20 protein-coding genes and 1 pseudogene are annotated in these 23348 nt (G+C 61.4%); 10 read left to right on the top strand and 11 right to left on the bottom strand.

What is annotated here, in order from left to right; all coding sequences use genetic code 11:
- Positions 1-2 precede the first annotated feature (2 nt).
- Together A4A58_RS19635 and A4A58_RS29715 are read right to left on the bottom strand one after the other, a co-directional pair.
- Positions 3-1217 (bottom strand): efflux RND transporter periplasmic adaptor subunit, encoded by a 1215-nt coding sequence (locus tag A4A58_RS19635; RefSeq protein ID WP_068735146.1) that lies wholly within the window; start codon positions 1215-1217, stop codon positions 3-5.
- A gap of 236 nt (positions 1218-1453) precedes the next feature.
- Positions 1454-1843 (bottom strand): annotated as a pseudogene (locus tag A4A58_RS29715) (SAM-dependent methyltransferase); the annotation flags it as partial.
- 393 nt (positions 1844-2236) lie between these two features.
- Between A4A58_RS29715 and A4A58_RS19630 the strand changes: the two are divergent.
- From A4A58_RS19630 to A4A58_RS19620, 3 genes are read left to right on the top strand one after another with little or no spacing between them, the layout of a single operon-like run.
- Positions 2237-3247, top strand: coding sequence for a flagellar motor protein MotA (locus A4A58_RS19630; RefSeq protein ID WP_068735144.1), 1011 nt, complete (start codon positions 2237-2239; stop codon positions 3245-3247).
- Between the two features lie 3 nt (positions 3248-3250).
- Positions 3251-4282 carry a peptidoglycan -binding protein gene (locus A4A58_RS19625; protein ID WP_068735142.1) on the top strand — a complete coding sequence of 344 codons (1032 nt, stop codon included), beginning with the start codon at positions 3251-3253 and terminating at the stop codon, positions 4280-4282.
- Between the two features lie 4 nt (positions 4283-4286).
- On the top strand, positions 4287-4733 hold the full coding sequence (locus A4A58_RS19620; RefSeq protein ID WP_068735140.1) for a GNAT family N-acetyltransferase: 447 nt from the start codon (positions 4287-4289) through the stop codon (positions 4731-4733).
- Between the two features lie 21 nt (positions 4734-4754).
- Here the strand turns inward: A4A58_RS19620 and A4A58_RS19615 are convergent, their stop codons facing one another.
- Complete coding sequence (locus A4A58_RS19615) at positions 4755-6617, bottom strand: ABC transporter ATP-binding protein/permease (RefSeq protein ID WP_068735138.1); 1863 nt, start codon at positions 6615-6617, stop codon at positions 4755-4757.
- Positions 6618-6842: 225 nt separating this feature from the next.
- Between A4A58_RS19615 and rpmE the strand changes: the two genes are divergently transcribed.
- Together rpmE and A4A58_RS19605 are read left to right on the top strand one after the other, a co-directional pair.
- Positions 6843-7073, top strand: coding sequence for a 50S ribosomal protein L31 (gene rpmE / locus A4A58_RS19610; RefSeq protein WP_068735135.1), 231 nt, complete (start codon positions 6843-6845; stop codon positions 7071-7073).
- A gap of 239 nt (positions 7074-7312) precedes the next feature.
- Entirely contained in the window at positions 7313-7876 is a 564-nt protein-coding gene (locus tag A4A58_RS19605; protein WP_244499809.1) for a TetR/AcrR family transcriptional regulator, read from the top strand.
- Positions 7877-7945: 69 nt separating this feature from the next.
- Here A4A58_RS19605 and A4A58_RS19600 read toward each other — a convergent pair whose 3' ends face one another.
- From A4A58_RS19600 to A4A58_RS19585, 4 genes are all read right to left on the bottom strand, one after another.
- Positions 7946-8779: a MipA/OmpV family protein gene (locus A4A58_RS19600; RefSeq protein ID WP_068735131.1), complete on the bottom strand. Its 834-nt coding sequence runs from the start codon at positions 8777-8779 to the stop codon at positions 7946-7948.
- A gap of 324 nt (positions 8780-9103) precedes the next feature.
- Positions 9104-10189, bottom strand: a complete 1086-nt coding sequence (locus tag A4A58_RS19595) for an acyltransferase family protein (protein WP_068735129.1) — start codon at positions 10187-10189, stop codon at positions 9104-9106.
- Between the two features lie 86 nt (positions 10190-10275).
- Entirely contained in the window at positions 10276-10788 is a 513-nt protein-coding gene (locus A4A58_RS19590; protein WP_068735127.1) for a DUF1465 family protein, read from the bottom strand.
- 569 nt (positions 10789-11357) lie between these two features.
- A complete protein-coding gene (locus tag A4A58_RS19585) occupies positions 11358-11549 on the bottom strand; it encodes a DUF1192 domain-containing protein (protein WP_068735125.1) in 192 nt (63 codons plus the stop codon).
- 109 nt (positions 11550-11658) lie between these two features.
- On the opposite strand from A4A58_RS19585, the gene A4A58_RS19580 reads away from it, so the two are divergent.
- From A4A58_RS19580 to A4A58_RS19570, 3 genes are all read left to right on the top strand, one after another.
- Positions 11659-12654 (top strand): NAD(P)H-quinone oxidoreductase, encoded by a 996-nt coding sequence (locus A4A58_RS19580; RefSeq protein ID WP_068735123.1) that lies wholly within the window; start codon positions 11659-11661, stop codon positions 12652-12654.
- Positions 12655-12777: 123 nt separating this feature from the next.
- Complete coding sequence (locus tag A4A58_RS19575) at positions 12778-15654, top strand: EAL domain-containing protein (protein WP_068735413.1); 2877 nt, start codon at positions 12778-12780, stop codon at positions 15652-15654.
- A 131-nt stretch (positions 15655-15785) separates the two neighbouring features.
- Complete coding sequence (locus A4A58_RS19570; RefSeq protein ID WP_158005709.1) at positions 15786-17414, top strand: glycosyltransferase 87 family protein; 1629 nt, start codon at positions 15786-15788, stop codon at positions 17412-17414.
- Positions 17415-17416: 2 nt separating this feature from the next.
- Here the strand turns inward: A4A58_RS19570 and A4A58_RS19565 are convergent, their stop codons facing one another.
- On the bottom strand, positions 17417-18055 hold the full coding sequence (locus A4A58_RS19565) for a YqgE/AlgH family protein (RefSeq protein WP_068735119.1): 639 nt from the start codon (positions 18053-18055) through the stop codon (positions 17417-17419).
- A gap of 154 nt (positions 18056-18209) precedes the next feature.
- Between A4A58_RS19565 and A4A58_RS19560 the strand changes: the two genes are divergently transcribed.
- Together A4A58_RS19560 and A4A58_RS19555 are read left to right on the top strand one after the other, a co-directional pair.
- Positions 18210-19037, top strand: coding sequence for a protein-disulfide reductase DsbD domain-containing protein (locus A4A58_RS19560; RefSeq protein ID WP_068735117.1), 828 nt, complete (start codon positions 18210-18212; stop codon positions 19035-19037).
- A 113-nt stretch (positions 19038-19150) separates the two neighbouring features.
- The gene (locus A4A58_RS19555) at positions 19151-20524 is read left to right on the top strand and encodes a flippase (RefSeq protein ID WP_068735115.1); all 1374 of its coding nucleotides are present in this window, start codon (positions 19151-19153) and stop codon (positions 20522-20524) included.
- Positions 20525-20717: 193 nt separating this feature from the next.
- Here the strand turns inward: A4A58_RS19555 and A4A58_RS19550 are convergent, their stop codons facing one another.
- The 3 genes from A4A58_RS19550 to A4A58_RS19540 form a co-directional block, all read right to left on the bottom strand.
- A complete protein-coding gene (locus A4A58_RS19550) occupies positions 20718-21506 on the bottom strand; it encodes a 3-hydroxybutyrate dehydrogenase (RefSeq protein WP_068735113.1) in 789 nt (262 codons plus the stop codon).
- Positions 21506-22702, bottom strand: coding sequence for a DUF3734 domain-containing protein (locus tag A4A58_RS19545; RefSeq protein WP_086937088.1), 1197 nt, complete (start codon positions 22700-22702; stop codon positions 21506-21508). Before A4A58_RS19545 ends, A4A58_RS19550 begins: the two co-directional genes overlap by 1 nt.
- A 108-nt stretch (positions 22703-22810) precedes the next feature.
- Entirely contained in the window at positions 22811-23320 is a 510-nt protein-coding gene (locus A4A58_RS19540) for a CAP domain-containing protein (protein ID WP_068735111.1), read from the bottom strand.
- Between the last annotated feature and the right edge of the window lie 28 nt (positions 23321-23348).

The raw sequence follows: 23348 nt of genomic DNA, 5'->3' as shown, positions 1-23348 counted from the left end.
ACTCAGGGACGCGCTTGAGTGGTTTTCTGCCCCTCGGGCGGAAGGCCCGCAGTGGCATTCGCATCAGTCCAGACGGTCGCCTTGACCTTGTCGCCTGCAGCGAATTTCTGGAAGCCCTCGACCACGACGCGCTCGCCGCCCTTCAGGCCTTCGGTCACGAACCACTGACCGTCCTGCACGGCACCCGTTCGTACCATCTGGACCGCAACATGACCGTCATCCTTGACGACGAAAACTTCGGCGCCGCCACCGCCATTACGCTGCACTGCCTGCTGCGGAACGGCAATGGCGTCGGTGTCGATGCCCTGCTCGATCTGCACACGGACATACATGCCCGGTAACAGCTCACGCTTCGGGTTCGGAAATTCGCCGCGCAGCGTTACCTGACCCGTGAAGGTGTCGACCTTGGCTTCGGAGAACAGCAGCTTGCCCGGCAGCGAATAGAGCGTGCCGTCGTCAAGCATCAGTCTCACCTTGGCCGCGCCAGGCGCGATCCGCTCGAGATCGCCGGTCTCGAAAGAGCGGCGCAAGTTATTCAGTTCGGACACCGACTGCGTGAAATCGGCATAGATCGGATCGAGCTGCTGAATGGTGGCGAGATTCGTGTTGTCGTTCTGCGCAAGCAGCGCACCTTCGGTCACCAGAGCGGCTCCGACAATGCCGTCGATCGGCGCGCGGATAGTTGCATAGTCCAGATTGAGGCGCGCACGCGCGACGTCGGCTTTCTTGGATGCAATTTCGGCTTCAGCCTGACGCTGCGCACCGACTGCTTTCTCGGCTTCGGCTTCGGAGACTGCTTTTTGCAGTGCAAGACCCGACACGCGCTTGGCCTGCATCGACGCGAGGTCATAGGCAGCTTCCGCCTTGTGAAGCGACGCCTTTGCGGACTGCAATTCCACCTCGAACGGCTTCGGATCGATGCGATACAGCGTGTCACCCGCCTTCACCTCGGTACCCTGATGAAACGCGCGTTCGATGATAATGCCCGACACACGCGACCGCACATCGGCAACGCGCGTCGGCGCGATACGTCCGGGCAATTCGCGAACCAGCGCACGTCGCTGTTGCGTGACGGAAATGATGCTGACTTCAGGCTCGCTCACCTGCGGCGGCGCTGACGCCACCGCGTCCTTGGGTTCTTTGCATCCTGCGAGCACGGGTGCGAGTCCCGCCAGCAGAAGCACGAAGCCTGCAGAGCGTGCGTTCAACATCGACATTTAATTTGTTATCCCAAGTTGCGCATTCGAATATGCATCAACGGATACGCCGGACCTCTGTGGTCTTCATGCGCGTAGCCGGATTTATCGAACTTCTTTGATAGCTTAGAATAAAAACCGCGGTGCTGCGGCGCAATACATATCGAGGCGGCGCATTGCCACACGGCCTATCATATTGAACTCACAAAGGCTTTCGAGCCTCACGCGAACGTGAATCGGATGGAACCGGCACACGTTTAGTTAACGGCGGCCATTCGATAGTGGCTCACGCCCCCATTGGCTTCCATCCGCATAGACAGACAAGCCTGCGGTCGCAGAAGGAATCAGCACCAGCGCCGCATCCATATGCGGTGTTGCATCTATAGACCGGACGCAGGATGCGTTCGATCTCGTCGCGGTGAGAATCGAAATTGTCGAGCCGGTCATTCGCCGTGCGCGCGTAATGCGTACCGCTCCAGCGCCCTCCTTCTCCATCGCGAATGTGTCTGCATATTGCCGAATGAGATGATGGCTGGGCATCACGCCGCCAGTGAAGATGTGCATGAAGAAGCGGCCGTCCGGTGCCAGCCATGACCGCACGCATGTCATCAACCCGCGAGGTTCATCATGTGCTCGAACATCTCGATCAGCGTCGGGAAGAGCCATTGCCAGATATTCAGCTACGCCCCCCGGCACTGGCCATAGCGCATTGCATGCGCCGACAACGCCGAGCGAGAGGTCCAGATCGTATCGACCAAACCGGAGTTGCCGGAGCGCTGTTGCACCACTCAGGCAAGTGACGTCAGAACCGAGAGCGAGACCGCAATTGTCACCAGCGCTTGCAACTATAGAAGCGCCATGCAGGAGCCCGTAAACGGCTCAACAAAAAGGTTTTTTACGAATACGCGCCAGATCAAACCGGGTTTCAACTGGAAGTTCCCGGTGACATCGCTGATTCCGGCAGTATCCGATCTTTTTTTGTCGCGGGGCTGTGCCATATTGCGCGTCGAACCTTTTCCTCGCATGCAGATGATCAGCACATGGCGCCTGGCTCCTCCTCCCGCTCCGCGATGGAGATCGAACTGACCAAGCTCTCATCGCCCCGGATCTTCCTGGTCCGAATGCTGGTGTTTTTGGTGCTCTGCGGTCTGATCATGACCGTGCTCTACAAGCAGATCGTTCTCGCTTTCTTTGCCAATCCCGGGCTCAACGCGCTAATCGGCGCGGTATTGGCGATCGGCATTATCCTGTCGTTCAGGCAGGTCATCCGGCTCTATCCGGAAGTCTCCTGGGTCAACAGCTTTCGGATTTCCGATCCTGGCCTAGCGCTGGACCGACGCCCGACCCTGCTGGCGCCGATGGCTGCGATCCTCGGCGGCGAGCGTACCGGCCGTATGACCATCTCGCAGCAGACCATGCGGCATCTGCTCGATTCGATCGCGACGCGCCTCGACGAATCCCGCGACATCTCGCGCTATATGACCGGCCTCTTGGTGTTTCTCGGACTGCTCGGTACCTTCTGGGGCCTGATCGAGACCGTTGGCTCCGTCGGCAAGGTGATCGAAGGCCTCAAGGTCGGTGGCGATGCCGGCTCGCTGTTCGACACGCTGAAGGAAGGCCTCGCCGCGCCGCTCGCCGGCATGGGGATCTCGTTCTCGTCATCGCTGTTCGGCCTCGCCGGCTCACTGATCCTCGGCTTCCTCGACCTGCAATCCAGCCAGGCGCAGAACCGGTTTTATACGGATCTGGAAGACTGGCTCGCTTCCACCGTGAAGGAATACTCCGGCGAAACAGCCCCCGTTATCTCATCTGGCACCCCGGCCGAGTTGCAGGATGCCATCGAGCGCCTGCGTCGCTCCATCGAGGACGGCAACAACAATCGTGGCACCACGACCGCCATGGCCAATCTCGCCGATGCGATCCAGAGCCTTGTGGCGCATATGCGCAGCGAGCAGGAGATGATCCGCGAATGGGCCGACGGCCAGGGCGAGCAAAGCCGCGAGATCAAGAAGCTGCTGGAACACATCGCTCGCCAACCTGAGAAGAACTGATCCATGGCATTGGCACGCAATCGCCGCGGCTCTTCCGAATTCAACTACTGGCCGGGCTTCGTCGATGCGCTGTCGACGCTGGTGCTCGCAATCGTCTTCCTGCTGTCGATCTTCCTCGTCGTGCAATTCTATCTGTCGCAGGAAGTCACCGGCAAGGACAAGGCGCTGGAACAGCTCACCGCCAAGCTGGCACAGCTGAACGATCTGCTGTCGCTGGAGAAGCTCGGCAAGCTCAATCTCGACGAACAGCTATCTCAGATGCGCGCCGGGCTGTCCGCCGCGGAATCGGAGCGCGACCGGATCAAGGGCCTGTATGACGGCCTTGCCGGTGCAGGCTCCGATGCCGCAGGCCGCAACACCGAGCTCAACAAAGCGCTGGATTCCGAAAAGCAGCTCTCAGCCCGCGCGCTGGCGCAGGTCGAGGTGCTGAACCAGCAGATCTCCGCGCTGCGCCGCCAGCTCGCGGCACTCGAAGAAGCACTGGAAGCGTCCGAGAAACGAGACAAGGAATCGCAGGGCCGCATCGTCGATCTTGGCCAGCGCCTCAACGTCGCACTCGCGCAGCGCGTTCAGGAGCTGTCGCGCTATCGCTCCGAATTCTTCGGACGCCTGCGCGCCATTCTCGGCAACCGCCCTGACATTCGTGTGGTCGGCGACCGCTTCGTATTCCAGTCGGAAGTATTCTTCGACGCCGGTCAGGCACTATTGTTACCGGAAGGCCGCGCCGAACTCGACAAGGTCGCCAGTGCACTCACCGAACTCGACAAGCAGATCCCGTCGGAAATCGCCTGGGTGATGCGCGTCGATGGCCACACCGACTCGCGGCCGATCCTCAACAGCCCGCTGTTCAAGTCGAACTGGGAACTGTCGTCAGCACGAGCTATCTCAGTGGTGCAGTATCTGATCTCGCTCGGCGTCCCCGCACAACGCCTCGTCGCCGCCGGCTTCGCCGAAAATCAGCCGCTGGATACGGCCCAGACCGAAGAAGCGTACAAGCGCAACCGCCGCATCGAACTCAAGCTCACCGAGCGCTGAGGGCATGTCTGAGGCATTCAAGTTGCGTCCCTATCGCGAGAGCGATGAAGACGCGTCCATCACCTTGTGGCTGGAGACATGGCGGCAGGCCTATCCGTCGATCAATTTCGACGCCCGCGTAGACTGGTGGCGCAACCGATGGCGCACCGAACTGGTACCCGTAGCGCAAATCGTGGTTGCGGAGCAGGACGGCGCGCTGGTCGGCTTCGTCACCATCGACGGCAGGGGTTATCTCGATCAGTTAGTGGTCAGCCCCGCTCAATGGGGATCCGATGTCAGCCGCACGCTGGTCGATGAAACCAAACGCCTATCGCCCACCGGCGTGAGGCTGAAGGTCAATGCCGACAATATCCGCGCAATCAAATTCTATATGCGTAACGGCTTCGTCAAAACGGGCGATGAAGTGAACACGTCAGGCCGTGCCGTCGACCTGATGGAATGGAAGCCGTAGCAAGCCTCCTATCGTCGATACTCACACCCCGAACTGCAGCCGCGCCAGTCGTGCATAAAGCCCGTTCGCCGCGACCAACGAGGCATGCGTGCCCTGCTCGACGATGCGGCCATGATCCATGACGAGGATGCGATCGCAGGACAGCACGGTGGCGAGGCGATGGGCGATCACCAGCGTGGTGCGGTGTTTCATCAGCTCTTCCAGTGCGGTCTGCACCAGCGTCTCGGATTCGGCATCGAGTGCAGACGTTGCTTCATCGAGCAGCAGCAGCGGTGCATCGCGCAGGATGGCGCGTGCGATGGCGATGCGCTGACGCTGGCCGCCGGAGAGCGTGACGCCCCGTTCGCCCAACTGCGCCTCGAATCCATCAGGCAGGCGGCGGATGAATTCCGTGGCATGCGCTAGCGATGCGGCGTGCTCGACTTCAGCGTCCGTCGCATCGGGACGACCGAAGCGGATGTTCTCCCGGGCCGTTGCCGCGAACACGACGGAGTCTTGCGGCACCAATGCGATGCGCTTGCGCAGCTCGCGCGGATCGGCGTTGCGGATCGGTACGCCATCGACCGAGATGGCGCCGCCCTTGGGATCGTAAAAGCGCAGCAGCAAATGAAACAGCGTGCTCTTGCCGGCACCGGACGGGCCGACGATGGCGACCTTTTCGCCAGCCTTCACCGACAGCGACACGCCAGCGGCCGACAGGATGTCCGGCCGGGTCGGATAGGCAAAGGAGACGTTGTCGAACACGACGTCGCCGCGTGCGGGCTGCGGCAAGGCCCGCGGCGCTGCCGGGGCCACCACGGCGGATTTGACGTTGAGGATTTCGAACAGTCGTTCCGCCGCGCCCGACGCCGCCGAAATCTCGCCCCAGACTTCGCTGAGCTGGCCGAGGCTGGAGGCCGCGAAGGCCGCATAGAGCACGAACTGTCCGAGACGGCCGGGCGTCAACGAGCCCGTCAGAACATCGTGCGAGCCGACCCAGAGAATGCCGACGACACTGGAGAACACGATGAAGATGATAATCGCAGTCAGCACGGCGCGCGCGCGCGTGGAGCCGCGCGCAGCGTCATAGGCCTGCTCGACCTCCTTGCCGAAGCGCGCGTTCGCCAGCTGCTCGTTGGTATAGGCCTGCACCGTACGGATCGAGCCAACGAGTTCGCCGGCATAGGCCGAGGCTTCCGCCAGCGTATCCTGCGCGTTGCGCGACAGGCGCCGCACCCAGCGCCCGAAGGCCACCAGCGGGATCACAATCAGCGGAATCGCCGCGAGCACGAAGCCGGAGAGCTTGGGGCTAGAAACGACCATCATGGCTGCCGCGCCGAGAAACAGCACGAGGTTGCGCAGCGCGATGGATACGGACGCGCCGACCGCTGACTTGATCTGCGTAGTATCGGCCGTGAGCCGCGACACCAGTTCGCCGGAGCGCGACGTATCGAAGAAAGACGGCGACAGGGCGGTGAGATGCTGGAACACGTCGCGGCGCAGATCGGCGACGATGCGCTCGCCGATGGTCATGACGAGGTAGTAGCGGGCCGCACTGGCCAGCGCGAGCACGACCACCACAGCGATCATGACGCTGAAATAGTTGTTGATCATCGCGATGCCTTCGGGGCTGAAGCCGAAGTCGATCATCCGCCGTGCCGCCACAGGCACGACGAGCGTGGTCACAGCCGCAACGGTCAGCGACACCAGCGCCAGCAGGGCCCGGCCGCGATACCGCGCCACATAGGGCGCCAACGCCAGGAGCGGCCGCAATTTGGCTCGGCTGGGTGGTGCCGGGGACTCCACAACGGTATCCGCCAGCGACGGCTCCGGAAGCACGGGATCGGGCTGCGGAAGCGTCGGCTTGGCCGCGCGGGGGATCTCAAGCCGTTCGACTGCACTCATGATTTATAACCGTTCTTGTCGTTGCCCTGAGATAGGCCGGAGCGGGCCCCGAGGCAAATGACCTAGGTCAATTCCCGGCAGGGCAAATTGCCCGGGGGCAACCGCACGAGGGGCCATGATCCGTCGCGGCAGTCCTTGTCTCCTGCCCGTTCCTGCGATATAGAGCGGCCAAATCCGCCATTGAAATCACAGAGATTCAGGCGCCGGCGCGCCGAAGGAACCGTCATGAAAGCCGAAATTCACCCGGATTATCATAACATTACGGTCGTTATGACCGATGGTAGCGAGTATCAGACCCGCTCCACCTGGGGCAAGGAAGGCGACAAGCTGAACCTCGACATCGATCCGCGGTCGCATCCGGCCTGGACCGGCGGCACCACCCAGCTTCTCGACCGCGGTGGCCGCGTGTCACGCTTCCAGAAGAAGTTCTCGGGCTTCCTCAAGAAGGAAGACTGATCTTCCTAAAGAAGATCGGCCCTTCCGGCTTGTCCGACTGCCTTTCGAAACGCCTCTGCAGCCTGCAGGGGCGTTTTTCGTTGCCGGCCCGCCATCGCCATGGCGGTACCTTAAAACCGCCTCGGTTGCCCTCCCAATAAGATGCGCCACATCACCTTGCGCGGGGGCGCAACAAGAGCATGCCGACCAATACGGGGCACCACCGCAAGAAGCCGCGTCAGGCGCGCTCCGTTGCGACCGTGGGCGTCATCCTGGACGCCGCCGCTCTCGTCCTGGTCGATGAAGGATACGACCGCGCCACCACCAACCGGATCGCGGAGCGCGCCGGCGTCAGCATCGGCTCGCTCTATCAGTATTTTCCGAATCGAGACGCGCTGTTCGGGGCCCTCCATGGCCGGACGGAGGCGCAAATGTCCGAAAATATCTGGCAGACCATTTCAGAATTCGAAGGGCTGGATCTGCGCGGGTTTGTCCGTTCCGGCCTGAACACTGCAATCAGCCAGCACGCACGCGTCCTGCCGCTGCTGAAAGTCTTGATGGAGACTGCCTCGGGCCGGCCCCCTGCTCAGTGGCCATTTGATCGCTTCCCGCAGCGGCAAGGCCTGTTGCGCGGCATGTTCGACAGCCATGCCGACGAGCTGCGCCCTGGCTTCAATCGCGAGGCCGGCAGCTTCTTTATTCCGAGAATGGTCGGCTCGGCGCTCGATGCGGCGATCGCATTCCGTCCGGATGCCTTCGCCAATGGCGAGCTGGAACAGGAGCTGGATACGATGCTGTCGTACTATCTGCTCGGGGATCGCTAGAAGCGCGAGCCAGCAAGCGCGGTATTTGCCCACGCTGTGCAGGCGCGCGCCGTGCTATCGCACGTCGTGCTAGCGCACGCCGACGTCGAACGAATAGGCCACGCCGACGCCGTAGGTCACCTGATTGGTGGATCCCCGGAATTTCACCAGCGGACTGTCAGCGATGCTGCCAAGCAGCTTGTCGTATTCGACATAGCCGCGTACTTCCCACTGCGGATCGAGCTTGTAGCGCAGCTGCGCACCGGCACCGACCGAGCTCGAACCGCCCTTGGCGTCGTAGACCGGCAGGCCCGAGGCCAGTGCCTCGACATTGCTTACGCTGAAGTAGGCCGATGTATACTTTGCGTTGGTCGCGGTATAGCGCGGGCCGGCCGCAAAGGTCATCCGCTCGTTGATCGGTACGATCACGTCCGCAGAGAAATCCGCGACGATGCCCTCATGACCGCCGAAACCGCGGCGCAGTTCAGAGCGAAGGCGCAGCCAGTCGAAAGCGTAGTATTCAGCGAAACCACCTAGCTCGACGGCGAAGTCGACGTCCTTCAAGCCACGCAGCTCACTGTGATCGCTGGCCTTGCGGGAGGTTTTGTAAGCCCCGACCGGACCGGCGCGAAAGCCACCGACATCGATCAGGGCGAAACTCGCATTGTCCCGCATACTCTTGAAACGCGCCGGCGTGCCCGCCCGGCGTATGGAGATGATCGGCTTCGGCCCAAGCTTGGAGCTCCCCGCACCTTCATAGGACGGCTGCATCTCTCCGCCGATCCCGACGGTCACGGTCCAGCCGCCGGAGGCCGACGGCACGAACGGCACGGATGGCAGCATCACCACCGGATCAGCCGCGGCCGCAACCGCCGGACAAGCCAACACACCAATGAGACCGAACAGGCGAGGAGACAAAGACATCAGATTCCTACTTGGATCGGCGCGGAATTTCGGTGTGGCCGCGCTTCAATGCCACATCGTTGCGATTGCTCCCGTGCGACATGGAGTCACCGCAACAATGCGAAGATAGCTGGCGCGACGCCTCCTCCAAACTCGCATTGGCCCGGCATCCGAAGTGTAGCTCTCTGGCGAGAAACCCCATTCAGGCAAGGCTTTGCGATAAATGACGCTGTACCTGCAGCGTCATCGCTCACATTTCCGGGCAGCGTGGCAGTAATATCTGAAAGAATGGATCGCGGCCGTCTGCGGCATCGCGCCGCACTACCGACTTGATAGCCCCGATGCCTACGCCTTCGCCGGGACGTCGCTTCTCCGCGGGATAAAGCGCTGCGTGATCCAGTTGCGGCCGGGCATTTCGACGAAGCGATAGCTCACTTCCGCCAGCGCCCAGATGATGGCGAAACAGACCAGCGATGCAGCGATATAGACAACCTCAGTCTGGCCTAAATGCCGCCAGGTCCTGATAGCGAAACTGACGAACAGCGGATGGATCAGATAGATCGAGTACGAGATGATGCCGAGCCGGTAGACCAGCGCGTTGCCGAACAGCAGTTGCGCCATCCGGCCATCACGCGAGAGCACCGCGACCAGCGGGATGTACAGCAGATACATCAAGCGATCGCTCGCATCGGCCAAACCGACGGCGATGATGGCGAGCGGAAGCGCGACGACCAGACCATCCTGCACGGTTGCCGACAGGCGATCGACGAGGCCACTAAGGCGGAAGATCGCAAGGCCCAGCGTGAAGCCCGCCACCGCGCGCAGCAGCGGATAAAGCGAATTGCCGTTGACCACATCGAGCGGTCCGCCCGACCCGCGGCCACTGACGCTAACCGCATAGATGCCGAGCAGCGCCGCGATCACCGCAAATCCCGCAATCCATTTGCTCCAGCGCTGGGTAAAGGCCATCAGGATCGGCAGCAGCAGATAGGAGCCCATCTCGGCGCTCGCCGCCCAGGCCACGCCGATGATCGGGAAAATGTAGAGACCCCAGCCGGTCATCATCAACAGGTTGCCGGTCCAGTCCCAGGCTGAATACATCTCCAGCCTTTCACCGGACAGACCAGCCGCGATCTTGGCCACATAGAACAGCCCGATGATGAAATAGGCCGGATACAACCGCGCGACCCGCTTCAGCATGAAATGCGCAAACGCCTTGCCAGTGAGATGCAGGAACGCGTCGCGATAGGTCAGCGCCATCACATAGCCTGACAGCATGAAAAACAGGTCGACCAGCAGATAGCCGTAGGGAATGCGGAAGAATGAGCCGGTGCCACCGGTTGCGAGCTGCACGTCACCGAAATGATACACGACGATGACAGCAGCTGCGACGCCGCGCACCCCGGTCAATGCCCTGATATCGCCTGCCATCGCAAATGCCCCCGCTGCGCCAAGCTCATGTTTAGCGCATGAGCGGCGAGCGAGGAACAGCGTTCAGGAATGCGAGGGACGGGAGATCAGCGTTCGAACGCGGCCTTCAGGCGATTGAGCTGCGGCACCAGCGGATTGCCGATCGGGGCATGCGTGGTGGTCGCGGCGTGGATCGAGACGTCGAGGCGACGAACCTTGGTCTGCAGCACCATCGAACGCGCAATCAGTATCTGCAGCTGCTCGGGCAGCTTGAGCAGCATTTCTTCCGGACTCGGATCGGCGGCGCTGAGCTTGACCTTGGTCTTTTCACGATTGGCCTGGGTCAGCGTCATCTCGCCTTCCTTCACCGCACGGTGCAGCAGCAGCCATGAGGCAAGCTGCATGAGGCGGGTGGTGAGGCGCATGCTTTCGGTGGCGTAAGTCAGGCTGACGGAGCGATCCAGTGCCTTGGCCTCGCTACGGCCGACGCCATCGAGATAGGCCGCGGTCTCTTCGACCAGATCCATCCCCTCGCGAAACAAGGCGCCGAAGGCAGCGGAATTGGTCAGCCGCTCGCTGAACTGAACGAGAGCGGGTTCGCTGTGCAAACGATCCGACATAGTTAACGCCTCACGCAGGTTTCGCAGCCAGCTCTGAACGGCGGGCTTATGATGAACAAATCATTACGCGTGCGTGCGTGAGAGTCCAGCGGCGTAAAATTAAAGAAGTATTTATGGTTTCCAACGCGATTGAATGATCGCGGACACCCCGAATGGAGACATACATACCAAAAAAGAGCCGCCGTTTCCGGCGGCTTTAAAGTTGATAACAGGGAGGCGTCAAACAGAGTGGACAGGAGCCACTCGGTGTCCAAACAAGGACAATTTAAGTAATATGCGAGAAAGCTTAATTGCGCGTAAATGCGCGGGCTTTCTTCACGATCCGTTTGCCATGCGACGCCTCGCAAGCTGTATCGGAATGAGACAATGTCGGGATCGTGACTGAGGAAGCGTCGGCGGTATTGCACAGGCCTCTCGTCCGTCGTTGCGAGCGGAGCGAAGCAGTCCAGTTTTTCTTCGCGTATGGCTTCTGGGTTGCCACGTTGCTTCGCTAAGAGGAAAGCTGCAGGCAGCTTTCCTTGACCTCGCAATGACGGCAGAGAGGCAGGAAAGCGCCGTTCAATAGCCCGTCACGACTTGAAAAAACGATCCGCCGCATCGCGCGTCGCGCGCTTCAAAGTCATGCTCGATTGCAGCCGGGTGATCTCGCCATTCAGCAAAGCGATCCGGTCGGCGAGTTCTTCGACCGATAGCAGCGAGAGGTCCTGCCCGATCTCGTGGCTGACCTTCTTTTTCGGTTTGTCGTCGTCGTCGATCGCCATTTGGGGACCTCCCCCTCTCAAATTCGAATATGCACCGGATGTTGCCAGCATTGATCCGGCTGTTTAATCAGATCGCCAGTCGACATCCCGTACGCCGCAAGGACAAATCATGGAAAAGCTGCCCGCGCAAATGACCGTCGTTGGTATCAGCAAACCGGGCGGCCCCGAGGTGCTGATTCCCGAAACGCGCCCCGTTCCGAAGCCGGGTCCCGGCGAAATCCTGGTGAAGGTCGCAGCCGCCGGTGTGAACCGTCCGGACGTCGCACAGCGCTCTGGCGCCTATCCGCCGCCGCCCGGCGCCAGCGATCTGCCCGGCCTCGAAATCTCAGGTGAAGTCGTCGCCCTCGGCGAAGGCGCCACCAAACACAAGCTCGGTGACAAGGTGATGTCGCTGGTCGCCGGCGGCGGCTACGCGCAATATTGCATCGCCCAGGACGCCCAGGCGATGACGGTCCCCGAAAGCTTCTCGATGACCGAGGCCGGCGCCACCGCCGAAACACTGATGACCGTCTGGCACAATGTATTCGAACGCGGCGGATTGCAGCCCGGCGAGACCCTGCTGATCCATGGCGGCTCTTCCGGCATCGGCACCATGGCGATCCAGCTCGCCAAGGCGCTGGGTTCCAAAGTGATCGTCACCGTCGGCTCGCAGGACAAGGTCGATGCCTGCCTCAAGCTGGGCGCCGATCACGCCATCAACTACAAGACCGAGGATTTCGTTGAACGCGTCAAGGAAATCACCAAGACCGGCGTCGAGCTGATCCTCGATATGGTGGGCGCGGATTATGTGGAGAAAAACTTCGATGCCGCCGCCGTCGATGGGCGCATTGTGCAGATTGCGGTGCTGAACGGCCCGAAAGCCACCATCAACGCTGCCAAGATCATGGTGAAGCGGCTGCACTATACCGGCTCGACTCTGCGGCCCCGCACCAATGCCGACAAGGCCGCCATGGTCAGGGCGATCGAGGCCAATGTCCTGCCGCTGCTCAAGGCCGGCAAGGTTAAACCCCTGATGGACAGCACTTTCCCGCTGGAAAAGGCTGCAGACGCGCACAAACGCATGGAAACCAGCGCACATATTGGCAAAATTGTGTTGGTCGTTTAGGGCTGGAGAACAGCCGGAAACCCTTTGATTTATCTCGCTTTCATGTCATTTATCGCGCGTCGGGAAATGGCCCTGCTTCTGCGTGACGCAGGGTCGATGTTTTGTTGATCGTGGAGAATGAGATTGCGTTTGATCAGGTGGCTCGCGCCGCTCGCGCTCGGCCTGATGATTGTTGTTGCCGCAGCACCGGCACAGGCTGTTGACGCTGTCAGCGTCCGCGGTGACGCGCCCGCGATCGATCTCACCGGCATCCTTGAATATCAGCATAGCGACACCGATCGCATCCAGGTCTCCACCGCACCCGGCACCGACGGCATCGTTCGCCGCATCGAGGTGCGTGGCCGCGAAGCCGGTCAGAACTGGGTGGTGTTCGCGCTCGCCAACAACACCGACGACCAGCTCGATCGTTTGATCGTCGCACCGCATTATCGCATCGTGTCGTCTGGCCTCTTGTGGCCCGATCTTGGCCTCTCGCGCATTGCGACGATCACGCCGTCAACCGGGGATCGCCCGGAACGTCAGGATAGCGCCACCGCAGATATCTTCCGCGTCACCCTCGATCCCGGTGCCGTTATCACCTTCGTCGCCGAACTGCGCACCAACAAGCTGCCCCAGCTCTATCTGTGGGAGCCGGAAGCCTACAAGGACAAGGTCAACTCCTTCACGCTGTACCAAGGCATCGTCATCGGCATCTCGGGCCTCTTGGCGCTGGTGCTGACGATCCTGTTCGTCGTGAAGGGCAGCATCATGTTCCCGGCCGCCGCGGCCCTGGCCTGGGCCGTGCTGGTCTATATCGGCGTCGACTTCGGCTTCTGGGGCAAGGTGCTCGACATGTCCCAGGGCGCCGAGCGCGTCTGGCGCGCCTCGGGGGAAGCGATACTGGCGGCGACGCTGCTGGTGTTTCTCTTCGCCTATCTCAATCTCAGTCGATGGCACGTGCGCTACTCGCACATCACGCTGGGCTGGCTGGCTTTCCTCGGTTCTCTCGTCGGTCTGGCGCTGTTCGATCCTGCAGTCGCCTCGGGCATCGCGCGCATCTCGCTGGTGCTAATCGCCTTCGCCGGCTTCGCGCTGATCGTCTATCTATCCACCCATGGCTTCGACCGCGCGGTGTTGCTGATCCCGACCTGGTTCCTGCTCGTAGTGTGGGTTGTTGCCGCAGGGATGACCGTCGCCGGCAGTGTCACCAATGACATCGTCGGCCCGGCGCTGCTCGGCGGCCTCGTGCTGATCGTGATGCTGATCGGCTTCACGGTCATGCAGCACGCCTTCGCGGGCGGCGGCGCAACCAATGGCATCGTGTCGGACGTCGAGCGCCGCGCGCTGGCGCTGACCGGCTCCGGCGATCTGATCTGGGACTGGGACGTCTCGGCCGACAAGGTGTTCACCAGCCCTGAGACCGAGGCGCTCCTCGGTCTCAAGCGCGGCACGCTGGAAGGCCCTGCCGCAAGCTGGCTGGAAGTGCTCCACCCGCTCGATCAGGATCGCTTCCGGGCCGCCCTCGACAGCGTGCTCGACCAGCGTCGCGGCCGCCTCGTGCAGGACTTCCGCCTGCGCACCCCCGACGGTCACTTCATGTGGTTCGCGCTGAAAGCACGCCCGGTGGTTGGCTCCGACGGCGAAGTGTCACGCGTGGTCGGCACACTCACCGACGTCACCGAGATGAAGAATGCCGAAGAGCGCATGCTGCACGACTCGGTGCACGACAATCTCACCGGTCTGCCGAACCGCAAGCTGTTCATTGACCGCCTCAACGCCGTCGCGAATTTCTCCAAGACTGTGCCGACCATGCGGCCGACCATCATGGTGATCGATCTCGACCGCTTCAAACAGGTCAACGATTCCGTCGGTATTGCCGTCGGCGACTCGATCCTGCTGACGCTGGCCCGTCGTCTCACCCGCATCCTGAAGCCGCAGGACACGCTGGCCCGCCTCGCCGGCGACCAGTTCGGCCTGATCCTGATGTCCGAGCAGGACGCAGCCAAGATCACTGCTTTCGCCGAAACCATCCGCAAGACCATCCGCGCACCGATTGCCTTCAACGACCGCGAGATCTTCCTGACCGCATCGATCGGCCTCGCGCTCTCTGACCCCGCGATGCCCCTCACCGACGAGCTCATCAAGGACGCCGAGCTTGCGATGTATCACTCCAAACGCATCGGCGGTGACCGCATCGACGTCTACAAACCGGCCATGCGCGCCCGCAAGACCGACCGCCTGACGCTGGAATCCGAACTGCGCCGCGCCATCGAGCGTCAGGAAATCACCATTTTGTACCAGCCCATCGTTCGGCTGGAAGATCGCTCCATCGCCGGCTTCGAAGCACTGGCGCGCTGGGATCATCCCAAGCTCGGCCGAATGTCGCCGTCGGAATTCATCGCGATCGCCGAGGAGATCGGCCTGATCATCGATCTCGGCATGTTCGTCATGGATCAGACCGCACGCCAACTCGCGATCTGGCAGCGCGCGATGCGCTCGCGCGAACCGATCTTCGCCAGCGTCAACGTCTCCTCGCGGCAGCTGCTGCGCCACGACCTCCTGCATGACATCCGCACCGTGCTGTCACGCTCGTCAGTCGCTCGCGGCACGCTGAAGCTCGAACTCACGGAATCGCTGGTGATGGAAAATCCGGAACATGCAGCGCAGATGCTGCACCGGATCCGCGAACTCGGCACGGGTCTTTCGCTCGACGATTTCGGCACCGGCCACTCGTCGCTATCCTATCTGCAGCGCTTCCCGTTCGACACGCTAAAGATCGACCAGTCCTTCGTCCGCACCACCTCGCGCGGCACCCGCCCGGTGATCCTCAAATCCATCATCGCGATGGCGCACGATCTCGGCATGGACGTCGTCGCCGAAGGCGTCGAGACAGATTCGGATGCGGTGGAGATGTATCAGCTCGGCTGCGAATACGCCCAGGGCTTTGCCTTTGGCGAGCCGATGGATGCAGATGCGGCGATGCGCATGCTAACGGAAGAGCGGCTCGAAGCGGCGAGCTGACTCGAGCCGGATACCACTCGTAAACCATACCTGCGTACCTGCGACCTCTTGCCCTCCGCAAGGAGAGATTGCGCGATTCGCATTTAGCAATTCGGCAAGATTCACTTGATAGGCAAACACCATATTCATTTGTGGTTGCATCGCTCATCGTGACGTCAATTTCCACCCATGAACTGCCATTTCTGGCGGATGCCGCGGCTGCGGCCCCACGTCCCCATGACCGGTTTCGGCCGTTTTTAGTTGTGGCGGGCGCGATGGCGATCGGCGCGGTCTATGCCGGATGGGCTGGCGAGGATGCCAATTGGGATTGGCAGAATTATCACGAATACAACGTCTGGGCGTTGCTCAATGGCCGCTACGATCACGATGTAATCCCACCGGGCTTCCAGACCCACTTCAACCCGATCATCTACTTCCCCTGGTACTATCTCCGTCACGCGCTGCCGCCGGCTATTGCCGGGATGACCATGGGCGCGGTGCATGGGCTCAACCTCGCGCTGGTCTATTGGCTGTCACGGATCGTGCTCGGGCACGCAGCCAACGCGATGACGGTTGTCGCTGCGTTGCTGCTGGCTGCGCTGGGGCCGATGACGCTTTCGGAAGTCGGCACCAGTTTTTCCGACATTCTCACTGCGATCCCGATTATCGCCGGGCTGGCGCTGATGCTGGCGGCCGATGAGCCGCGACCAATACGTTACGTCGTCGCAGGATTTTTGGTCGGCCTCGCGCTCGGCTTCAAACTCACCAACATCGTCTTCGCAATTGGCCTGGCGGGCGCCGCACTTGCTGCGGCACGCCCTCTGGTGGCCGTGACCTGCCTCGCCATCGGCGGCGCGATCGGCACGATCATGACGGGCGGCGTCTGGAGCGTGATGCTGTGGCGTGAATTCGGCAATCCGTTCTTTCCGCTGCTGAATAGCCTGTTTCCCTCGCCGGAGATGCGAGAGATTACGGTGCTCGATCGCCAGTTCATTCCGAAGGGAATTCTGGATGGCCTAGCCTATCCGTTTCATTGGCTCGTCGGAAATTTCCGCAGCTCGGAGCTGCCGTTTCGCGACGCACGCTTTGCGATGCTATGCGTGCTGCTTCCGATCGCCTTCATTGCTCAAATGAAGCATACACGCGCTATTTTTTCGCGGCGCGACTTGCAGCTCCTGATCTTCTTTGTCACGTCTTATGCGGTCTGGCTGACTTTGTTCTCGATCCAGCGCTATGCCGTCGCACTGGAATTGCTGACCGGGCCACTGATCGTGTTGTTGCTGGTACGCATCGTCACGGCATTCCGCTCGACCACCCCCACGTATCCTGTCGGCCAACACGCAAGCCGCTCGATCTTCATCATTGCAGCGATCATCGCTGCATGGTCGCAGCCAACCGACTGGTGGCGACGACCATGGTCAAATCCATACGCGCCAATGATTTCATCGCGGCTTTCGCGGCCCGCGACCTATCTGTTGCTCGACAAGCCGCTGGCTTTCGTCGCACCACTCCTGCCTGCTGGATCCCGCTTTTACACAATTACCGATCTCGCTTTGCCGATCCTGCCTGCCGGCAAATACGATAATCGCATCCGAGCGGGCTTGAAGGAGCCGTTGCCCGGCGGCGTGTGGGAGATGCACATCAAAGGCCAGCCGTTCCGTACAGAAGCACTGGCTACCTATGATCTGATGATCGATGCGTCGCAGCCCTGCGTGGAGATCGAAGGTGCCCAACTGGGCTCCGCCAACATCGCGTGTCCGTTGCGCCCCACCGGCTCCTGACGTCAGGCGTGCCCGGCCTCGGCCGACAACATCCCCGGGGCGATCCCGATCTTCTGCAGCGCGCGAAGATACTTCTCCTCGACATCGCCGCCGAAGATGAGATCCTCATCAGCCGCGCAATGCAGCCAGCCGTTGCCCTGGATTTCGTCCTCCAGCTGGCCCGGCGCCCAGCCGGCATAGCCCAGCGCGAGAATCGCGTGCTTGGGTCCACCACCATTGGCGATGGCGCGCAGGATATCCACGGTCGCCGTGAGGCAGACGCCATCGTCGATCGGCAGCGTCGCGTCCTTGATGAAGAAATCGCTGGAATGCAGCACGAAGCCGCGGCCGGTCTCGACCGGGCCACCCTTCAGCACTTTCATGCTTTCGGCGCTTTCCGGGAGCTTGATGCTGTCGGACTTTTCAATGATGTCCAGTTGAACCAGCAATTCGGGAAAATCGATGCTCCCTGCAGGCCGATTGACGATGATGCCCATGGCACCTTCCGACGAATGCGCACAGACGTAAATCACCGAACGGGCGAAGCGCTCGTCTTCCATCACAGGCATGGCGATCAGCAACTGCCCGTCGAGGTAGTTGCCTGTGTCGCCGGCGCTGGATTTCGCGCGGCTTTTCCGGGGGCGCTTGCGAGTGGGTTCCATCAGCAAACCGCTCTCATTTCATTGCTTATCCTGATATTGGGTCTGGGTTCTGTCAATCAGCCTTCCGCAACGCATACGAAAACCGGATCACAAGCAGTTCAATAGCTTAAGACAGGTTTGGCTTTATGACAGGCCCACCCTGTAAGGACGCCCGATGACCGCATCTGTTCCGCATCACATTGTCGCTGTCTGCGCCGCGGGCCTGCTCCTCACCTGCAGCGCGCAGGCGGAGGACACCTCACCTTGGCAGATAGACAGTCATTCGCAGATCAGGCTTGTGGCAGGCTCGCGTAGCGGTCCTGTGATGCTGGGGGGTATCGCGATCCAGCTGCAGCCCGGCTGGCACACCTACTGGCGGAATCCCGGTGATTCCGGCGTGCCGCCACGCTTCGATTTCTCCAAATCGGAGAACCTGGATACCGTCACCATCCTGTGGCCGGCGCCGAAAAAATTTGAGGATGGGGCTGGTGGCCTGTCGCTGGGCTATGTGAAACAGGTGGTGCTGCCGATGCGGGTGATCGCCAAGGACCCCAGCAAGCCGGTGATTCTCCGTGCGGCGATCAATTACGCGGTCTGCGACAAGCTATGCATTCCGGTCGACGCCAATGCCGAACTCGCTTTTACCAGCGTGGCCAGCACTGAGGACGGCGCGCTGACCGCAGCGCTCGATACGGTGCCTAAGCCGGCAACCATGGGCGACACCAATCCGCTGACGGTGCGCGACCTCAAGCGCGAGGGCAAGAATGTGTTCGTCGATGTCGTTGCGCCCGAAGGCAGCGAACCCAACCTGTTCGTCGAGGGCCCGACGCCGGAATGGGCGCTGCCAATCCCCAAACTCGAGGCCAAGAGCCCGCCGGGCGTGAAGCGCTTCAGCTTCGAACTCGATGGCGTGCCGCCCGGCGCCACGACCGACGGCGCCGCGCTGAAACTGACGCTGGTCGGCAGCGACCGGGCGTATGAGTTCAACGTCAACCTGCCCTGATACCACTCGCGTTTAGCCTGTTGCGTGCAACCGCATATCTCCGTCCAACCGGATGTTAACGACTGCTTGCTACGCCAGACCACCGCCGCGCGCCTGCGGCTGAGGACCTTGTCGTGGCCGTGATGGACGCAAACTCCGCACCCGCAACCGAGCCCACCGGCCTCAAGGCCAGGCTGCGCGCGCTGTTCACCGGCACAGGCGAAGCCTCGCTTACACGCCGCCTCGCCGGCACCATCTTCCTCATCCGCGTCATCTCGGCCGGCCTTGCTTACTTTTCGCAGATCCTGCTGGCACGCTGGATGGGCACGTCGGATTACGGCATCTATGTCTATGTCTGGACCTGGGTACTGCTGCTCGGCTCTATGATGGATTTCGGCATCGCCGCTTCAGCCCAGAAGATCATCCCGGAATATCGCGCCAGCGGCGACCACGCACGGCTGCGCGGCTTTCTCTCAGGCAGCCGCTGGATGACCGGCATCGTCTCTCTGATCGTCTCGCTGCTGCTCGCCGGCCTCGTCAAACTCATCTCGCCCTGGATCGACGCCGAGACCGTCGTGCCGCTCTATCTCGGCTGCCTGACACTGCCGGCCTTCGTCGTTGCCAACACACAGGATGGTATCGCGCGCTCGCATGACTGGATGCGCCTCGGCCTGATGCCGCAATTTATCATCCGCCAGGCGCTCATCATCGGCTTCACCGCCGGCGCCTTCGCACTGGGCTTTAAGCTTGGTGCGACTATCGCAATGCTAGCCAGCGTCGCGGCCGTCTGGGTCGCAATGATCGGCCAGATGATCGTGCTCAACCGCCGGCTTCACACCCATATCGAGCCTGGCCCAAAGGCCTATGACTATCGTGGCTGGCTCGCGGTCTCGCTGCCGATCCTGCTGGTTGAGAGCTTCTATCTGCTGCTGTCCTACACCGACGTGCTGGTGCTGCAGCAATTCGTCTCATCCGACGAAGTCGGTGTGTATTTCGCCGTCGTAAAAACCTTGGCGCTGGTGTCGTTCATTCATTACGCGATGTCGGCGACAACGGCGCATCGCTTCACTGAATATCATACGGCCGGCGACAAGGATCGTCTTGCCGCTTATGTCACCCACGCGATCAAATGGACGTTCTGGCCCTCGCTCGCAGCTACGCTGATCCTGCTCGCTCTGGGCAAGCCGCTACTATGGCTGTTCGGTCCGCAATTCACTGGCGGTTACGACATCATGTTCATCGCAGCCATCGGCCTCGTGGTGCGGGCCGCAATCGGTCCGGTAGAGCGGCTGCTCAACATGCTCGGCCACCAGCATATTTGCGCCGTGGCCTACGCGTCGGCTTTCGTCATGAACCTGGTGCTGTGTCTCGTGCTCGTGCCGAAATTCGGTGGCCATGGCGCCGCCGCAGCAACGTCGATCGCGCTCACATTCGAGACGATTCTGCTGTTCTGGATTGTGCGGCAGCGGCTTGGGCTGCACGTGCTCGCCTTCGGAAAGCGCAAATAGCTTTTTCTCGATGCGCCGGCGCTCATGGCATCCCCCCCTTGTGGGGAGGGTCGGCCGAAGGCCGGGGTGGGGGGGACCACACACGCCTTGTGCATGCTGCAGCACCCCACCCGTCTCGTTTGTTCGCTGCGCTCTCAAACGCGCCACCCTCCCCCTGCGCGCGGTTTGCCGCGCTTGAGGGAGGGACAAGAAACTACTCCGCGGTCCAGCCGCCATCGATCGACAGGTTTGTTCCAGTGATCTGCGCCGCATCGTCACCGCACAGGAACAGCGCCAAGGCCGCGACCTGCTCCGAGGTCACGAATTCCTTGGTCGGCTGTGCTGCCAGCAACACGTCATGAATGACCTGCTCCTTGGTGAGGCCCCGCGCCTTCATGGTGTCGGGGATCTGCTTTTCCACCAGCGGTGTCCAGACATAGCCGGGCGAGATGCAGTTGCAGGTGATCTTGTGGGTGGCGACTTCCAGCGCCACAGTCTTGGTCAGGCCGGCGATGCCGTGCTTGGCAGAGACATAGGCCGACTTGAATGGCGAGGCGACCAGCGAATGCGCCGAGGCGGTGTTGATGATGCGACCCCAGCCGCGCTTCTTCATGCCGGGCACGGCGGCGCGGATGCCGTGGAAGGCCGAGGAGAGATTGATGGCGATGATCGCATCCCACTTCTCGATCGGGAATTCCTCGATCGGCGACACAAACTGGATGCCCGCATTGTTGACAAGAATATCGACCGATCCATAGGTCTTCTCGCCGAGCGCGATCATTTCGGCAATTTCAGCCGGCTTGGTCATGTCGGCTGGGGAATGGATCGCCTTCACCTTGAAATCGCTCTCGATCGCCGCGCGTTCCTTCTCGATGTCAGCAGGCACGCCCATGCCGTTGATGACGATATTGGCGCCAGCGCTTGCGAAAGCGCGCGCATAAGCGAGGCCGATGCCGCTGGTCGAACCGGTGACGACGGCGGTCTTGCCTGTGAGATTAGCCATTACTTGCTCCTGTTGGACGTCAAATGCTGCGGGAGGTCATTGTAATCGTCGGCGGTGAGCGCATGGGTCACCATCGATTCATCGGATTGCGGCCGCTCGAACCAGTCCTTGTGGCGCATCGAGAGGAACACATCGCGCTCGCCGGCGCCCCAGTGTTCGACCATGCCGATACGCGAGAAATTGTAGTCCTTCGACGACGACTCGTAATTCTTGCTCGTATAGATCAAATGCACCACCGTAACGGTGTTTTCCTTGGCGGCTTCCGACAACAGCGCCACTCCGGGGTCCTGCTTCAGGTCCTCCGGCAATTTGCCGATCAGATCGCGCAGCGCCTTGCGGATGTTGTGGATCTTCTTGTTCTTGTCGGTATTCATGCGGGTACGGCTGGAGAAGCGGATGTCCTTTTCACGCTCCTGCGCTTCCAGGATCGATTGCGGCAATGGCCCGCGCGCACTGAACAGATCGACCTGGAAGATCAACAGATCGCTGGTGACGTCATCCAGCACGAAATCCAGCGGCGTGTTCGAGGCGATGCCGCCATCCCAGAAATGCTCGCCATCGATCACGATCGATGGAAAGCCCGGCGGCAACGCGCCGGAGGCCATGATGTGCTCAGGCTCGATCCTTTTGCGATCTTTCTTGAAGAGCGTGTTGTCGAAATAAGTGAAGTTGCCGGTGGTCACGCTCACGGCGCCGACGCTCAGCCGGGTCTTGCAATCGTTGAGACGATCAAAGTCGACCAGCCGTTCCAGCGTCGCTTTCAGCGGCGCGGTGTCGTAAAAGCTCTGCGACTGCGGACTGCCGGGCGGCCACAGCGGTGCTGGCGGAATCCGCGGCACGAAAAAGCCTGGCACACCGAATGTGGCAATGACAGCGGCGCCTGCCTCGTAGAAATAAGAGCGCGCGCGATCATCCGTCAGCATCGGGCTCCAGGGGACCGGCGATGCCGCCATCTCCCAGAATTCCTTGAGCTTGCCAATCCGCTTGTCGCGCTCGTTGCCCGCGATGATCGCCGCGTTAATGGCACCGATGGAGATGCCTGCCACCCATTCCGGCTCGAAATCGTGATGACACAGCGCCTCATAGGCGCCGGCCTGATAGGAGCCAAGCGCGCCGCCCCCTTGCAGCACCAGAACACGCTTTGCCTCGGCGGGTTTGCTGGTAGCGCTGGACTGAGGCTGATCGGACATATCCATGGGACCACTCGATTATCGGCGACGGGAACCTTACCGTGGCGCTCCCTTGTCGCGGCGTCAATCACAGATGGTGCAGGGCACCATCACGCTTCGGCTATCTGGGAAGGCTTATTTGGAATCCGTCGACGCCAGGATCATGGTCCAGAACACCTTGTATTTGGTGTTGGGAGCATAGGTCGCGGCAATGCCCAGTTTTGTGACACCGGACTTCAGCATATTGGCCCGGTGCGGCGGCGAGTCCCGCCAGCCGGAAAAGGCTTCTGCCATGGTGTGGTAGCCCGCCGAGACGTTCTCGACCGCGAGCGTTGCCGGGTAGCCGCCAGCATTCAGCCGCTTGGCCAGCGGCGCCTTGACGTCGTGATCGAGCTTGTTCCGTTTGGCCATGGCCGTGGACTGGTCTTCCGCCAGCGCCATCAATGCGGGATCGACCACTACCGGGCCGAGGCTGTTGTTCTGCCGATACAGCGAGATCATCGAGGCTGCGGCCACCGGATCGAGCTTGGCGCCTCCATTGGCCATGCTGAGATACATGGTGGGTTGGTCCGGCACGGTATCGACCGTTCCCGCGCACCCTGCCAGCAACAGAAATCCCAGACTGGCCAGAGCCACCCGCTTCATCGGCAATCCCCCAAATCAAGGGGCCGTT

It is taken from the genome of Tardiphaga robiniae (assembly GCF_001618955.1).
Lineage (GTDB): Bacteria > Pseudomonadota > Alphaproteobacteria > Rhizobiales > Xanthobacteraceae > Tardiphaga > Tardiphaga robiniae_A.
Note: the sequence above shows the minus strand (reverse complement) of the source record. Positions and strands in the feature narration are given on the sequence as shown.

Coding starts and splice junctions, on each gene's coding strand:
- A4A58_RS19635 (WP_068735146.1), bottom strand. CDS start 1,217: ATGTCGATGTTGAACGCACGCTCTGCAGGCTTCGTGCTTCTGCTGGCG.
- A4A58_RS19630 (WP_068735144.1), top strand. CDS start 2,237: ATGGCGCCTGGCTCCTCCTCCCGCTCCGCGATGGAGATCGAACTGACC.
- A4A58_RS19625 (WP_068735142.1), top strand. CDS start 3,251: ATGGCATTGGCACGCAATCGCCGCGGCTCTTCCGAATTCAACTACTGG.
- A4A58_RS19620 (WP_068735140.1), top strand. CDS start 4,287: ATGTCTGAGGCATTCAAGTTGCGTCCCTATCGCGAGAGCGATGAAGAC.
- A4A58_RS19615 (WP_068735138.1), bottom strand. CDS start 6,617: ATGAGTGCAGTCGAACGGCTTGAGATCCCCCGCGCGGCCAAGCCGACG.
- rpmE (WP_068735135.1), top strand. CDS start 6,843: ATGAAAGCCGAAATTCACCCGGATTATCATAACATTACGGTCGTTATG.
- A4A58_RS19600 (WP_068735131.1), bottom strand. CDS start 8,779: ATGTCTTTGTCTCCTCGCCTGTTCGGTCTCATTGGTGTGTTGGCTTGT.
- A4A58_RS19595 (WP_068735129.1), bottom strand. CDS start 10,189: ATGGCAGGCGATATCAGGGCATTGACCGGGGTGCGCGGCGTCGCAGCT.
- A4A58_RS19590 (WP_068735127.1), bottom strand. CDS start 10,788: ATGTCGGATCGTTTGCACAGCGAACCCGCTCTCGTTCAGTTCAGCGAG.
- A4A58_RS19585 (WP_068735125.1), bottom strand. CDS start 11,549: ATGGCGATCGACGACGACGACAAACCGAAAAAGAAGGTCAGCCACGAG.
- A4A58_RS19580 (WP_068735123.1), top strand. CDS start 11,659: ATGGAAAAGCTGCCCGCGCAAATGACCGTCGTTGGTATCAGCAAACCG.
- A4A58_RS19565 (WP_068735119.1), bottom strand. CDS start 18,055: ATGGAACCCACTCGCAAGCGCCCCCGGAAAAGCCGCGCGAAATCCAGC.
- A4A58_RS19560 (WP_068735117.1), top strand. CDS start 18,210: ATGACCGCATCTGTTCCGCATCACATTGTCGCTGTCTGCGCCGCGGGC.
- A4A58_RS19550 (WP_068735113.1), bottom strand. CDS start 21,506: ATGGCTAATCTCACAGGCAAGACCGCCGTCGTCACCGGTTCGACCAGC.
- A4A58_RS19545 (WP_086937088.1), bottom strand. CDS start 22,702: ATGGATATGTCCGATCAGCCTCAGTCCAGCGCTACCAGCAAACCCGCC.
- A4A58_RS19540 (WP_068735111.1), bottom strand. CDS start 23,320: ATGAAGCGGGTGGCTCTGGCCAGTCTGGGATTTCTGTTGCTGGCAGGG.